This is a genomic window from Sorangium sp. So ce1014 (assembly GCF_051521505.1).
In the GTDB taxonomy this organism is placed as follows: domain Bacteria; phylum Myxococcota_A; class Polyangia; order Polyangiales; family Polyangiaceae; genus Sorangium.
The window spans coordinates 12,007,832-12,021,980 of the sequence record NZ_CP150356.1 but is presented as its reverse complement, the minus strand read 5'-3'; the positions used below and the strand labels follow the sequence as shown (position 1 = coordinate 12,021,980).

General features: G+C 71.1%; 13 protein-coding genes. 6 read left to right on the top strand and 7 right to left on the bottom strand.

The window, feature by feature from the left end; genetic code table 11:
- Positions 1–52: 52 nt before the first annotated feature.
- The gene (locus WME75_RS45310) at positions 53–1,003 is read right to left on the bottom strand and encodes a LysR family transcriptional regulator (RefSeq protein ID WP_437484540.1); all 951 of its coding nucleotides are present in this window, start codon (positions 1,001–1,003) and stop codon (positions 53–55) included.
- 83 nt (positions 1,004–1,086) lie between these two features.
- Here WME75_RS45310 and WME75_RS45305 point away from each other — a divergent pair, with 83 nt between their 5' ends.
- Positions 1,087–2,313 (top strand): MFS transporter, encoded by a 1,227-nt coding sequence (locus tag WME75_RS45305; protein ID WP_437495062.1) that lies wholly within the window; start codon positions 1,087–1,089, stop codon positions 2,311–2,313.
- A 111-nt stretch (positions 2,314–2,424) separates the two neighbouring features.
- Positions 2,425–3,246 carry an FkbM family methyltransferase gene (locus WME75_RS45300; protein WP_437484538.1) on the top strand — a complete coding sequence of 274 codons (822 nt, stop codon included), beginning with the start codon at positions 2,425–2,427 and terminating at the stop codon, positions 3,244–3,246.
- A gap of 91 nt (positions 3,247–3,337) precedes the next feature.
- Here WME75_RS45300 and WME75_RS45295 read toward each other — a convergent pair whose 3' ends face one another.
- Complete coding sequence (locus WME75_RS45295) at positions 3,338–4,063, bottom strand: glutathione S-transferase family protein (protein ID WP_437484536.1); 726 nt, start codon at positions 4,061–4,063, stop codon at positions 3,338–3,340.
- Positions 4,064–4,316: 253 nt separating this feature from the next.
- Here WME75_RS45295 and WME75_RS45290 point away from each other — a divergent pair, with 253 nt between their 5' ends.
- The gene (locus WME75_RS45290; protein ID WP_437484534.1) at positions 4,317–4,934 is read left to right on the top strand and encodes a gamma-glutamyltransferase; all 618 of its coding nucleotides are present in this window, start codon (positions 4,317–4,319) and stop codon (positions 4,932–4,934) included.
- Positions 4,912–5,592 (top strand): gamma-glutamyltransferase, encoded by a 681-nt coding sequence (locus tag WME75_RS45285; protein ID WP_437484532.1) that lies wholly within the window; start codon positions 4,912–4,914, stop codon positions 5,590–5,592. Before WME75_RS45290 ends, WME75_RS45285 begins: the two co-directional genes overlap by 23 nt.
- Positions 5,593–5,643: 51 nt before the next feature.
- On the opposite strand, the gene WME75_RS45280 is transcribed toward WME75_RS45285, so the two are convergent.
- Entirely contained in the window at positions 5,644–7,326 is a 1,683-nt protein-coding gene (locus tag WME75_RS45280) for a DEAD/DEAH box helicase (RefSeq protein WP_437484530.1), read from the bottom strand.
- Positions 7,323–7,538 (bottom strand): hypothetical protein, encoded by a 216-nt coding sequence (locus WME75_RS45275; RefSeq protein ID WP_437484528.1) that lies wholly within the window; start codon positions 7,536–7,538, stop codon positions 7,323–7,325. Before WME75_RS45275 ends, WME75_RS45280 begins: the two co-directional genes overlap by 4 nt.
- A 204-nt stretch (positions 7,539–7,742) precedes the next feature.
- On the opposite strand from WME75_RS45275, the gene WME75_RS45270 reads away from it, so the two are divergent.
- Positions 7,743–9,041 (top strand): RICIN domain-containing protein, encoded by a 1,299-nt coding sequence (locus WME75_RS45270; protein WP_437484526.1) that lies wholly within the window; start codon positions 7,743–7,745, stop codon positions 9,039–9,041.
- Between the two features lie 330 nt (positions 9,042–9,371).
- A complete protein-coding gene (locus tag WME75_RS45265) occupies positions 9,372–10,313 on the top strand; it encodes a hypothetical protein (RefSeq protein WP_437484525.1) in 942 nt (313 codons plus the stop codon).
- Between the two features lie 162 nt (positions 10,314–10,475).
- On the opposite strand, the gene WME75_RS45260 is transcribed toward WME75_RS45265, so the two are convergent.
- The 3 genes from WME75_RS45260 to WME75_RS45250 all read right to left on the bottom strand — a co-directional run bounded on the left by WME75_RS45260 (position 10,476) and on the right by WME75_RS45250 (position 14,148).
- Positions 10,476–11,468, bottom strand: coding sequence for an alpha/beta hydrolase family protein (locus tag WME75_RS45260; RefSeq protein ID WP_437484523.1), 993 nt, complete (start codon positions 11,466–11,468; stop codon positions 10,476–10,478).
- A gap of 28 nt (positions 11,469–11,496) precedes the next feature.
- Positions 11,497–12,450 (bottom strand): pseudouridine-5'-phosphate glycosidase, encoded by a 954-nt coding sequence (locus tag WME75_RS45255; protein WP_437484521.1) that lies wholly within the window; start codon positions 12,448–12,450, stop codon positions 11,497–11,499.
- 90 nt (positions 12,451–12,540) lie between these two features.
- Positions 12,541–14,148, bottom strand: a complete 1,608-nt coding sequence (locus WME75_RS45250; protein ID WP_437484519.1) for a hypothetical protein — start codon at positions 14,146–14,148, stop codon at positions 12,541–12,543.
- Position 14,149: the final 1 nt, after the last annotated feature.

Genomic DNA, 14,149 nt, shown 5'->3' with positions numbered 1-14,149 from the left:
ACCCCGTCGGGTCCGACCGGATCCTCTCCGCGCCTGGATCATCGCGGGCCGATCAGCCGCGCCGGGCCGCCGCGCCGTCGACCACCGCCGGCACGGACTCCCGCATCGCCTCGACGAAGCGCCGCAGCCGGGCCGGATAGAAGCGGGCATGGGGATAGACCAGGTGGAACGGCAGCGGATCCGCCTGCCACGACGGCGCGAGGTGCACCAGCCGCCGCTGCGCCAGGTCGTCGGCGACCAGCCAGGACGAGGCCACGCAGACGCCCAGGCCCATCAGCGCGGCGCTGCGCAGGGCATACAGGCTGTCGGTGCTCATGCGCGGGCGGATCGCGAGCTCGACCCGCTCACCCCCCGACGAGTGGGTCAGCGTGATCGTGTCGCGGTAGTAGGTCCGCAACGAAAGCCACGGCATGTCGGCCAGGTCCGATGGATGGGCCGGCGGCGCGGCCCGGCCCAGCACCGAGGGCGCTGCGGCCACGATGCGCGGCACCTCGGTCAGGCGGATCGCCACCACAGCCGAATCGGCCACTGCGCCGACCAGGAGCGCGCAGTCGATGCCGTCGGCAATGAAGTTCGGCTGCCCATCGTGCAGCAGCCACTCGACCGAGACACGCGGGTAGCGGCGCAGGTAGTCGACCAGCGGCTTGACCAGCTGGTGCTGGCCGAAGGCGTGCGGCACGACCACGCGCAGCGTCCCGTCGGGCTGGTCGCCGTCGCCTTGGATGTCCGACTCGAACGCCTCCAGGTTGGCCAGCAGTGTCTTCGCTCGTTCGAAGCAGCGCTCGCCGTCCTGGGTCAGCTTCATCGTGTGCGTGGAGCGCTGCAGCAGCGACAGGCCCAGCGAGCGCTCCAGCGCCTGCAGGCGGCGGCTCACGGTGGGCTGTGTCGTTCCCAGCAGGGTGGCCGCGGCCGACAGGCTACCGGCCTCGACGATCCTCACGAAGGTCTGCAGCAAGGCGATGCGGTCCAGCGACGAGGAGAAGCGCGGTGCCGGCACGGTCATACGTCAACCGTATAACTGTCGTACGTCCCACGCTACTACACCGCCAGGATGATGCTTCGTACGTTGGGTGCACCATGCACAACATGCAGCTGGCGCATAAGACCTCTGCCACCCAGTCGCCGCCCACCGCGTCCGCGCCACCCCTGCCCGCCGCCCTGGTGCTGCTGCTGGCCACCGGAGCGGGCCTGGCCGTGGCGTCGCTCTACTACAGCCAGCCCGTGCTCGGCGTGCTGGGGGGCGACATCGGCGCCTCAGGCCGCGCGCTCGGCCTCGTGCCCACGCTGACCCAGCTGGGCTATGCGCTGGGCATCCTGCTGCTTGCGCCGCTCGGTGACCGCTACGACCGGCGACGCATCATCCTGGCCAAGGCTGCCGTGCTGGCGGCCGCGCTGCTGCTCGGCGGCGCCGCTCACGCCATCGGCACGCTGCTTGTCGCCAGCCTGGTCACCGGCCTGGCCGCGACCTTGGCGCAGGACATCGTGCCCGCCGCCGCGATGCTGGCCCCCGCGGCGCATCGCGGCAAGGTGGTCGGCACCGTGATGACCGGCCTGCTGCTGGGCATCCTGCTGTCCCGCGTGGTCAGCGGTTTCGTGGCGGAGCATTTCGGCTGGCGCACGGTGTTCGTCGCCGCCGCGGCCAGCATCGCCCTGCTCGGCGCGGCGATGTGGCGCAGCCTGCCGCACTTCGAGCCGACCACGCAGCTGAGCTACGCCGCGCTGCTCGGCTCACTGGCCAAGCTGTGGAAGCGCCACGGCGCCTTGCGCCGCGCCACGCTGGCCCAGGGGCTGCTGTCGGTGGGGTTCAGCGCGTTCTGGTCCACCCTCGCCGTGATGTTGCACGGCGCGCCGTTCCACCTCGGCAGCTCGGCGGCGGGCGCCTTCGGCCTGGCCGGAGCGGCCGGCGCGGTGGCGGCGCCCCTGGCCGGCCGCATCGCCGACCGTCGCGGGCCCGAACAGGTGACGCGCATGGGCGCCGGCCTCTCGGTCGTGGCCTTCGCCGCCATGGCGCTGTCGCCCTTGCTGTCCGTCCACGGACAGCTGTGGCTGCTCGGCGCCAGTGCCGTCGCCTTCGATCTCGGCATCCAGGCCGCGCTGGTGGCGCATCAGACCCTTGTCTATGGCATCGAGCCCGGCGCGCGTAGCCGTCTCAACGCCGTGCTCTTCGTCGGCATGTTCATCGGCATGGCCTTCGGTGCCGCGCTGGGCAGCGTGCTCTTCGCCCAGTGGGGCTGGCTGGCCGTGACGGCTCTCGCCTCGTCGACGGCGGCCGGCGCGCTCATCGTCCGACTCGGACCGGCGACGCGCACGTGACCGCTCACGTGAGCCGACTTCCATGCCGCCGCCGCGGCTCTCGACGCCGCCGACGTGGCCCCCTTGCGGGCGCCGGCCCAAACTCTACAGTCGACCCCCGGAGACCCAGCCGTGCCCAGCCCTGCCGATCTCCGCACAGACCCGGCCTTCATCCCGCTCGGCCGCTCGCTCGCGATCTGTTACGGCGACCCGGCCCGCGACGCCGCGATGGATCGCCTCTACGCGCGCTTTCTCAAGCCCGGCGACCTCGCGTTCGACATCGGCGCGCACGTCGGCGACCGCGTCGCGTCGTTCCGCCGCCTCGGCGCGCGCGTCGTCGCGCTGGAGCCGCAGCCCCTCTGCGCGCGCGCCCTTCGCGCGCTCTACGGCGCGGATCCCGACGTCACCTTGGTCGAGGCCGCCTGCGGCGCCGCGCCCGGCCGCCTCGCCATGTACGTCAACACGGCGAACCCCACGGTGACCACCGCCTCGCCCGCCTTCGTCGCAGCGGCCGCCGGTCAGCCCGGCTGGGAGGGACAGGTGTGGGACCGGCAGATCGACGTCCTCGTGACGACGCTCGACGAGCTGATCGCGACGCACGGCGCGCCGGTCTTCATCAAGATCGACGTCGAGGGCTTCGAAGACCAGGTGCTCGCCGGCCTGACGCGGCGGCCGCCGGCGCTCTCCTTCGAGTTCACCACGATCCAGCGTGACGTGAGCTACCGCTGTCTGGACTACCTCGCGACCCTCGGCGCGTACCGCTTCGACATCGCGCTGGGCGAGAGCCAGCAGCTGACGTTCGAGCGCTGGCGCAGCAAGCAAGAGATGGCAGACCACATTCATGCGTTGCCGCAGGTGGCGAATGCAGGCGACGTCTATGCGATCGCCACGGCGCAGGAGCCAGAACCAGGCACCGAGAGCGACGACGAGACAGGAGCCGCGGAGCGCCCATAGCGCGCGAGCCTCAAGACGAGGGAGGGACCGGCGATGCTCGCACCCGGGATCAAAGCAGTCCAATGTTCCACGGAGGGTGAGCTCCTATCTCTTACTCTCCGCGCGGAGCGTCCTGCTTCCAGTCGGCATAGTAGCGCTGCCGCATACGCTCGCAGTAGGCGACGAGGTTCGGCTGCGCCTCGGCGTGGCGCTTCACCGGCGAGTCGGCGGGGAAGCGCAGCACGCTGACGAGGAACGCGTACACGGTCGCGTCCACGGAGCTCGGCTCGGCCCCGAGCATGAAGGGGTGGTCGCCGAGCAGGGCGGCGAGCGCGGTGAGGTCCGCCTTGCCCATCTCGTGGACCTCCTCGCGGCTGTGGAGCCCGGTGCCCTGCGCGCGGAGCATGCTCTTTACCCTCCTGCGGATGAGCTCGACGATCGGACCGCCGATGAACGGGGGCATCAGCGACCGGAAAATGGGGCGGTAGACCGCCCACGCGTCGGGCTCGACCCAGCGCGCGTACACCACCACCCAGTAGAACGCCTCGTCGAGCATGCGCCGGATCACGTGGCCGCGCGCGCGCGCCTCGGGGGCAAGTTGGGCGTCGAGCCTGTCGCCGTGGACGCGCTCCAGGTGCTCGATGATGAGCTGCGAGTCGCCCATCCTGCGGCCGTCGATCACGACGTGCGGGATCTTGCCCTTCGGCGCGCCGCGCACGTCGCCGGCGCGCACCTCGTACGGGAGACCGGCCATGCGCAGCCAGGTCTCGAGCTTGACGCAGAACGGGCTGATGTTCGGGATGCCCCACGCGGCGGGGCCCTGGTAGAGGGTGATCATGGCGGTCTCCGCGGCCCGCGGGCCACGCGGCCCACCGGTCGCTGCAGCCTACACCGGCGCTCGCCGGGGAACGAGCCGGCGAAAAATAACGACGATAAGGGACACAACCGGTCGGGACGCAACCAGGAAGAGTCCTGGACTCTTGCCTTCTCGTGCAATAGGAGAAGACAGCCTATCCACCGAGGGGCGATTCGCATGGACGCCATCGCGACTCGGCCCCTCGCGTTCGCCGGAGACGGAAAGGAAGCTTCCGATGTCCAAGGACTTGCTCCGCCTGCTCATCGTGGGCGCGACCGTGACGCTCGCGACCTCCCCGACGCTGGAGGCCGCGCCTTCGCCGACCTCGGATAACCATCCAGCCGACGAGCCGACGGCGGCCTCCGCGATGGGCCACGGCGGGAGCCCTGCGTCGTGCCGCGAGAAATCACGCCGGAACGGCGTGGTGGCCGTGAACGACCCTCTTGCTGCAGAGGTCGGCGCGAACATCCTCGATCAGGGCGGCAATGCGATCGACGCCGCTGTCGCGATGGCTTTCGCGATGAACGTCGTGGAGCCCCTCGCGTCGGGGATCGGCGGAGGCGGCTTCATGGTGGTGCACCTCGCGCGGAGCGGCGAGACCCTCGCGCTCGACTTCCGAGAAAAGGCGCCCGCGGCGTCCGACGCGGACATGCTCGGCGGAATGCCGTTCAGCCAGGTCTCGACCAGCGGTGTCTCCGTGGGGGTGCCCGGCGCGGTCCTCGGGCTCGCCACGGCCCTGGAGCAATGGGGGACATTCACCCTCGCAGAGACCCTCGATCGCCGATCCCTACGTGGCCACGCGGAGCGCGATGATCTCGGAGGCGACCCGGATGGCCACGCCCGCGGCGGGTGATCCGCTTCCGTTCAATGGCCCCACCCCCGCGTCGCCGCTCACGTCGGGCGACCAGGAAGAGGGATCAACGACCCACTTCAGCGTGGTGGACACCTGGGGGAACGTTGTCTCGTGCACCGTGACGATCGAGCAGCTCTGGGGAACGGGCATCACCGTTCCTGGATACGGGTTCCTGCTCAACAACGAGCTCACCGACTTCAATCGCCAGCCCGCCCCTGCGCCGGGCACGAACAACGTCGCGCCGTTCAAGCGGCCGAGGAGCAGCATCGCGCCAACCCTCCTCTTCAAGCGGGGTGAGCCCTTCGCGGCGCTCGGCTCTCCCGGCGGCGCCACGATCATCAACTCCGTCCTTCAGGTGACCATGAACCTCCTGGATCACGGGATGACGCTCCAGCAGGCCGTCGACGCCCCGCGGATCTCCATCACGTCTCCGGCGGGAGAGGTCACGGTCGAGCCCGGGTTCGAGCAGACCTCCCTCGACGCGCTCGCGGCCCTCGGTCACCCCCTCACCGAGGGGGAAATCGGCGCCGTGAACGCCGTGCTCATCGATCTCCGGAATGGAAAGCAGTACGGGGCGGGCGACCCGCGGCGCGGCGGCGCGGTCAGCGAGGCGTGCCGGCGGCGGCGCGGACGGGACTGCGTCGCTGTCCACGAGTGACCGGGCGGCGGCGCAGCTGCGTCCGAAGCTCCTCGGCCCCGGGGGAGCGACTCATCGCTTCTCGCGCGGCGCGGTGACCCTCGCCCACACCGCGAGGATCATGGCCTGCTCCAGGGTGCTCGGCGGGGCATGGCCCCTCGGGGGCTCGGCCGGCAGGGGCACGGGGGGCTTTCCCCTGCGCCATGGCGCGTCGTGGCGCGCCGAAGCGCAGGCCGCGGGGCCGCGGCGCGTGACCTCGTAGTCGACCGCGGCCACCGCCTCCTCGAGGATGGCGAAGCGCTCGACAAGCTCGCCATCCAGCAGGACGTGCCACCGCTTGCCGCGACCGCCGCGGGCAAGGACGGCGACCTCGCTGAGCGCTCCGGGCTTCCTCTCGAAATGGAGCGTGAGGCCGAAGCGGCCGAGAGAGGCCCACGCATTGCGCGAGATGGCCAGCACCTCGGGGTCGACGCGGAGGCTCACGGGATCGAAGTGCGCGGCGCGCTCCTGGATCTCTCGCAGCGTGATGCGGCCCGCCTCGACCTCGAACCCGGGGTAATCGAAGGCCACCTGCCGATAGAAGCGGCCCGCCTCCGCGGCGTCCCTGCCCTCCAGATCGAGGTCGCGGGGCATGCCAAAGAGCGAGGGGAGCGTGCACAGGTGGAGCGAGGAGAGGTCGACGAAATCGAGGATGAGACAATCCTTCTTGCCTGGATGGAGGCGGGTGCCGCGCCCGACGCACTGAGCATAGAGCCCGTCCGAGCGGGTGGGGCGGGCCATCGCGATGCAGGAGACGCCAGGGTCGTCGAAGCCCTCGGTGAGGACAGCGACGTTGGTGAGGACCTGGACGCGCTCTTCCCGGAAATCGGCGAGGACCCGGCCGCGGAGGTCGGAGGGCATCTCGCCGTGGACGTAGGCGGCTCGGACGCCGAGGTGGTTGAGCGCCTTCGAGAGGTTCCTTGCGTGCGCGACCGTGACGCAGAAGGCGATGGTGCGGCGGTCGCGGGCGAGCTCTTGAATGGAGCGGGCGACGAGCGCGTTGCGCTCCTCCATGTCGACGGCGTCTTCGAGCTCGTCCATGGAGAAGTCGAGTCCGCCGGCGTCGAGGCGGGAGAGGTCGGTGGCGGTGGCGACGCGGTAGCCGGTGAGGGGGGCGAGGTAGCCGTCCGCGATCATCTCGGGGAGGGTGCGGCTGTAGACGATCGCCTCGAAGACCTCGTCGAGGCCCTTGCCGTCGCCGCGGGCGGTCGTGGCGGTGAACCCGAGGAGGGTGCCTGTCCACGCGGGGTCGAAGGCGCCGAGCTGGCGGAGGACGCGGCGGTTGTCCTCGGCGGGGGCATGGTGGCATTCGTCGTAGATCACGAGGCCGATATCGCGGCCGCCGGTGACCTGCTCCAGCCGCTTCTCGTGGAGGGAGCGAATGGAACAGACGATGACGCGCGCGTCCGACGAGGCGCGGAGGTCGCCCTGCTCGACGGCGACCGTGGCCTGTCCGCCGAGGGCGCGCTCGATCTTGTCCTTGGCCTGGAAGAGCAGCTCTTCGCGGTGGGCGAGGACGAGGACCTGCCGCCTGGCGAGGCGGGCGAGATGGGAGAAGATGACCGTCTTGCCCGCGCCGGTGGGGAGGCACACGACCATGCGCCGGACGCCGCGCCTGCGGGCCGCGAGGACGGCGTCGACGGCGGCGCGCTGGTAAGGGCGCAGGGCGGGCGCGCCGGGGCCCATCGGTGCTGAGGCTGTCGTGGGGCGGTTCATGAGCTCTCGTGCTGGCGTCGCGGCAGCAGCATAGCCCGGAGCCCCTGTCCGTGCTCTTCACGGCGCGGGTCCGCGCCGCGCAGGCCCGGAGGGCGCTCGAGGCGATCGCTCGCCCCGCCGAGGCGCAGCGACCGCGGCACGGCCTCCGGGCGCGCGCCGCCCGCGATCCCCCGGGGGTGATCTCCGTGATCGCCCGCGTCCTCGTCGCTCACCGCACGGGTGATCTGTCGGATCGCCCCTCCCCGCCGCGGCGCCGCGCGACACGGCGAATTCGCGGCAGATCCCGCCTTCTCTCGCGCCAGCCGGTGATGGAACGGGTCGTGCTCCGGCCATGGGTTAACCACGGGCGAACCTCGTCGGGCCCTGGGGCCCGGTCTCACTTCGCTCCCACGCTCACCTTTCGAGGAGAATCGAAGATGAATGCCAAGAACACCTACGCTGCCGCCTTCTCTCTCCTTCTCGCTGGTTGCGGTGGAATCGACGAGGGGGCCCTGGCAGACGATGAGGGGGTGGACGTGCTCGAGCAAGGCGTCACGGCCATCGCCGAGGGTGTTTACGTCATCAAGGCGGTGCACAGCGGCAAATGCCTGGACGTGCGGTCCTCCGGCACCGCGGACGGCGTGGCCGTGCAGCAGTGGGATTGCAACGGGACCGACGCCCAGAAGTTCCGCGTCAGCTCCGTGAGCGACGGCTTCGTCAAGATCGAGAACGTGAACAGCAACAGGGCCATCGACGTCACCGACGTGAGCACGGCCGACGGCGCGCCGATCCAGCAGTGGGGGTACGGGGGCGGCGCCAACCAGCAGTTCGAGGCCTTCGACGCAGGCAGCGGCCAGTACGGCCTCCGGGCGCGGCACAGCGGCAAGGTCCTCGACGTCAAGGACGTCAGCACCGCCGCGGGCGCGCGGATCCAGCAATGGACCTGGTTCGGCAGCGCCAACCAGCGCTGGACCTTCGAGAAGGTCGACGGCTGGCGCCTCGTCTTCTCGGACGAGTTCAACGGGCCGAGCGGGTCGGCGATCGACGGCTCGAAGTGGTCGGCCGAGACCGGCGGCCACGGCTGGGGCAACAGCGAGCTGCAGCACTACACGAACCGGCTCGAGAACGTGCGCCAGGAGAGCGGGGCGATGGTGATCACCGCGACGCCGCAGGGCGCCGATCACTACGGTTGCTGGTACGGCGCCTGCCAGTACACCTCGGCGCGCATCGTGAGCCGGGGCAAGTTCGAGTTCACGTATGGCCGGGTGGAGGCGCGGATCCAGGTCCCGCGCGGGCAGGGGCTGTGGCCGGCGTTCTGGATGCTCGGGAACGATCTCGGCTCGGCGGGCTGGCCGAGCTGCGGCGAGATCGATGTCATGGAGAACGTCGGCTACGAGCCGTCGACGCTCCACGGCAGCCTGCACGGTCCCGGGTATTCCGGCGGCAATCCGCTCACGGGCTGGACGAACCTCCCGGGCGGGGCGCCGCTGGCGGACGCCTTCCACACGTACGCGGTGGAATGGGAGCCGAACGCGATCCGCTTCTACCTGGACGGCAAGCTCTATCAGACGCGGACTCCCGCGGACGTGCCCGCCGGCGCCCGCTGGGTGTTCAATCACCCCTTCTTCATGCTGCTCAACGTGGCGGTCGGCGGCAACTGGCCGGGATCGCCGAACGGGTCCACGTCCTTCCCGCAGCGGATGCTCGTCGATTACGTGCGCGTCTACCAGCGCTGAGCGGCGATGAACAGCGCGGATCGCAGCGCGGGGGATTGCTCTGGCTGCGGGTGCCGAGGGAGCAGCCCCGAGCATCGGCGGGCCTCGCGGCATCGGTTCGGCGGCCGCGGAGGGCCGGGCGTTACGCCATCCGACCCGACAGCGCCGAACGCGCGCGGCCGTAAGGAACGAGAATCACAATAGAATACCGGCTCAGAAGGCATCAGCGGCAAATCGGCGTCGTTCTTGGGTATGCTCGCGTCGAACGCGACGAACCGAACGGCGGGGAGCCGGCGACGGCCGCAGGGGCGCGCACGGCGGCCCGCTCGCCGATCGGGCGAAGAGGCGCAGATGCTCATCAATCAATCGACTCGTATTCTCTCGCTGCTCATCCTCGCCTCGGCCCTGGGGTGCGTTCAAGAACCCCCTTCGGGCCGCGTGGTCTATGCAGGCGCCCCCAATACGGGCGGCCCCAACCTGGGCGGGAGCGCCGGGGCGTATATGCCGGAGGAGCCGCCGGAGCCCAACGCGCCTCCGGCCCTGCCGATGAGGATCGATCCGGGCGGCGCGCACGGGCTACAATGCGCGGTGAGGCTCCGCCTCGACATCACGCCGGTCGCCGGGGAGCGACGGCTGCTCCGCGTGGTGGCCGAGAACGCGACCGGTCAGCCGCTCGCGCTCGATCTGCCGGAGCGATGCCCGAACGGGCTCGTCGAGTTCGAGGGGCTCGGGCCGGGCTACGATTATTACGGGACGTGCAACGCGGGGCCGTGCCTGGGCGTGAGCTCGGCGCGTCGTATAGAGCTCGGCCCCGGCGAGGCGCGGCCGATCGCGGAAGCGACGATCGCGCTCCGAGGCGCGCCTCCGTGCACCTCGGCGCTGCCGCCGGGCCAGCACGTGGTGCACGCCGGCGTGCGCACCGCGACCGTGTCCGTCTGCACCGCGGAGGCTGTCCTCGATGTGCCTGGGGCTGCGCGCCCGCAGTCACCGCCGAGCTCCCCGCCGCCCTCCGTCCCTTCGCAGAGCACGCCCCCGTCGAGCGACCCCTATGCCTGCCAGAGCCCCACCGACTGCGTGCTGTCGTGCCCGGAGCCTGCGGGTTGTTGCGGGTGGTCGTGCGGATGCCGGCACGCGATCCACCGCGACCACCGCGCCGCGTTCGAGGCGAATTTCGAGAAGACCTGCACGCGCCCGCCGCGCTGCCCGGTCGTCGGCTGCGCCTTCGAGCCCGCCGCGGGCGCGACGTGCAGGAACGGGCGGTGCGTGGCGACGACCATGCTCGGAGGGCTCTGATCGGGCGGGGGTGATCGGTGAAGACTGCGGCCACGAGATCGCCAGCGTTTACCGGCGTATACCCGTCGAACATCCCCATGGTGAAAACCTGTCAGTGGTGAGCCAACCCGGGTTGGAGTAGGCGCGACCCAACCAGGGTCGGCTCGCGCTGTCGCTCCGACGCTACGGCCCCAGCCGCTCCATCGCGTCGACCGCCGCGCGCCGGAGCGCCTCCCCTTGATAGACGACCGCACCCGCGTGCCCGGTGTCGAGCCACCGCAGCTCGCTCGCCCTCCAGAGCGCGTGGAGCTCCTCGACCTGCTCGGGGAACACGTACCCGTCGTGGCGCCCGCCCACGATGACCACGGCATCGGACCGCCGCGGCGCCGGGTGGCGGTCGAGATCCGCGGCGCCGAACAGCGCTCCGAGCCGCGCCCGCGCCGCCGGCGCCCCGCCCAGCGCCTCGAACTCGATGCTGACCGACAGCATCCCCTCGGTGAACACCGGCACGACGCTGCGCCCCGCGCCGAGGACCGCCACCGCGAGCGGCCGCGCCGTCACCGCCGCCGCCAGCGCGGCCGACACCCCGCCCATGCTGAAGCCGACGACGCCGATGCGCTCGTACCCCTCGCGGGCGAGGTGCTCCACGAGCGCCCGCGTCTCCTCCACCGTCGCGAGGTTCATCAGCAGATGCTCGGCCACCGTGCGGATGGCCGTGGCGCGCTGCCCCGCGGGCCGGCGCAGCCCGTACATGGCGTTCTCCAGCAGGATCACCTCGATGCCCTCGCGCGCGGCGAGCGGCCGCCACAGCCGCGTCCGGGCCGCGAAGCCCTCCTCGCCGGACGCCGCCAGCGCCACGTAGACCGGCCGCCGGCGGCCCCGCTCGGGCGCCGCCGGCGCGATGCGGCGCACGAACGCCGTGCTCGCGCAGGGCGGCAGCCCGGGGCACGCGGCCGCAAACCAGCCGTCGGTCACCTCGAGGGGCCCTGCTCGCCGCCCTCGACCCCAGGTGACCTCCGCCGCGCGTGGCGGCTCCGCGAACCGCGCGACGGCCGGCACCCGGCCGAGCACCCCCTCGTCTCCCCAGCCGCCCGCGAACAGCCGGCGGCGGCGCGACAGGACGGCGGCCGCGTGATCGAGCCAGTGCACGGAGCGCGATCGCGGCGCCGCGCTCATGCCCTCTCGTCCAGCACGTCGGCCTCGCTCATGCCTTGGCCTTCGGCTTTGCCCTGGGCTTGGCCCCGAGCTTGCTCATCGCCACCGCGATTTCCGCCGCCACTGCCGCGTTGTTCTCGACCAGAGCGATATTGGCGATGAGGCTCTTGCCCTCGGTGAGCTCGAAGATGCGCTTCAAGAGGAACGGCGTCAGGTCCTTGCGGCTCACGCCCTCTGCCTCGGCGCCCTGGATCGCCTCCTCGATCCGCGCCTCCATCGCCTTGGCGTCCATGGCATGGCTTTCGGGGATCGGGTTGGCCACCAGGACCCCACCCATGCCGAGCTCGAACTGCAGCGCGATGACCCTGGCCGCTTCCTTGGCGCCCTCGACCCTGTGATCCACCTTCTGCCCGCTCTGCCGCGCCCAGAAGGCCGGGAAATCCTCCGTCTTGTAGCCCAGGACCGGCACGCCATTGGTTTCGAGTGTCTCCAGCGTCTTGGGAATGTCGAGGATCGACTTGGCCCCCGCGCAGACCACCGCCACCTGCGTCTGACGCAGCTCCTCGAGGTCGGCGGAGATGTCGAAGGTCGTCTCCGCCCCGCGATGCACGCCGCCGATGCCGCCCGTGGCGAACACCCGGATACCGGCCCAGGCCGCCGTCATCATCGTGGTCGCCACCGTCGTTCCGGCCATCGCGCCCGAGACCAGAAGCGCCGCCACGTCGCGCCGCGACGCCTTCGCCGCCTTGCCGCCCGCCTTGGCCAGCCGCTCGATCTCTTCCGCCTTCACGCCCACCTTGAGCTTGCCGTCCATGATGGCGATCGTCGCCGGCACGGCCCCGTTCGAGCGGACTACCGCCTCCACGCGCTGCGCCATCTCGAGGTTCTGCGGATAAGGCATGCCGTGCGTGATGATGGTCGATTCCAGCGCCACCACCGGCCGGCCGTCGGCGAGCGCTTTCCTGACCTTGGGCGAGAGGGAGAGATGGTCCTTGATCGACACGGTGAACTCCTTCGGCTGCGGAGGTTTGGCGCCTAAGCAAGTCCAGGCGCTTCGGAGGCGTCAAGCCTCAACCGCGGGACCTGCCCTGGGTTAGTGATCGGAGATGGCCACCCCTGCGCGGGCGCATGCGGCGAGTTCCTCGTCGGTCGGGAAGGACTCGGTGTCCTGCAGGACGCGCACGGGACGGCCTTCGGCGGCGAGTGGGTGCAGGAGCTCGCAGAAGCGCTTGGTCGAGGTGGCGATGAGCTGAAAGTAGGGGCCCTGGCCCAGCGCCGCCTTGCGGTGCCGCAGCACGAAGCCGGGGCCGGCATGATGGGTGTGCCCGAAGGTGTCAAGCTTTCGCTCGACCGCGCCATGCAGCTCCGTGAGCAGGCGCTCGGCGTCGGCGGGCTGGAGGAACCCGCCCATGCTGGTCTCGGTGCGCCAGCGCTGGAGCTTCCAGTCGAGCGCGAGGCGCAGCAACGTCGACTCGAGGTCGTCGCCGCCGGGCTCCAGGTCCTCGCCGAGGCTTCCTGTCACGTAGCAGCGCCCCTCCTCGTCGATGCAGAGCCAGCGCATCTTGTCGACCTTGCCTATCTGGCGCACCGGCTTGCCCTGGATGTCCTTGATCCGCTGGTTGCCCGGGACGGTCGCCGCGATATATCCAGGCGCGATGAGCGGCGCCACGCCGAGCAGACTCCACGGCGCGAAATCATCTTCCGCGATGACGCCGCCGTGGTCCCGCTCCACCGAGGAGAGGATGGGCCAAAGGTCGTCGCTGAAGAGCCTACGCAGATCCTCCTCGGAGCGCCGGAAGCGATCCAGGCGGTGGATACGCCGGGCGAACAGGTATTCTTGCAGCTCGGGGATCGGGGCAAACAGCTCGGTCGCCGGACGCGTGCGCTGCACGAGGAGCTCGCCGTCCTCCCATTCCGCTCGCTCGGTGGCGACGTCCCCGTAATGGAGGGCCTGCTCGATCCGCCGGCCTTCGGCGATTCGAATGGAGATCTCCGCGATGCCGATCGCCTGGTGGAGCTGGGCACCCGGGGGTACGCGCTGGAGATCCTCGACGAGCATCGCCCCGGCGCGGCCGTCGTGAAGGCCGATCTCCGCGCCGGCAGCGCGGGCGGCGGCGAGCAGCGCGGGCAGGTCCTCGAAGCGGCGGGCGGCGGCGCGATCCCGGACGATGAACCAGCGGTCGTCCGACCAGCACGCGTCGTGCGGCGCCGATGCGGCGCCGTTCTCCGTGACGCGGAGCTTGGTCGCGAGCTTCCTGGCCTCGTCGCCTGCGCGCCAGTGGATCGAGAAGCCGTACAGGGCGGGCGTGGGCGAGAGCTCGGCGGCGATGCGTTCCAGGAACGCGCGCAGATCGTTGCAGAGGAGCTTCTCGTACCTGCCGAGGTACACAGTGCCCTCCCGCTGGGTCAGGAGCACGCGCCGGCCCGAGGCGTGCCTTGCGATCACCAGGTCGGGCGGGCCAGAGCGGCGGCGACGGACGCTGCAGTCGAACTCGGCGAGGGCGCCGAAGTCGTAGTCGCCAAGGAGGGGCAGGCCACGGCCCTGGGTCAGCGCGAGGAGCAGGTCCGCCGCGTCGGTCCAGCGGGGCGGGCAGCCGGGCGGCGCGAGCTTCGCGAGCGTGCGGCGGTCACAGGCGCGGCGGATGGGCGCGCGGTCGGCCAGCGCGGAGAGGGCCTCGGAGAAGCCATGGACAGCGCTCATC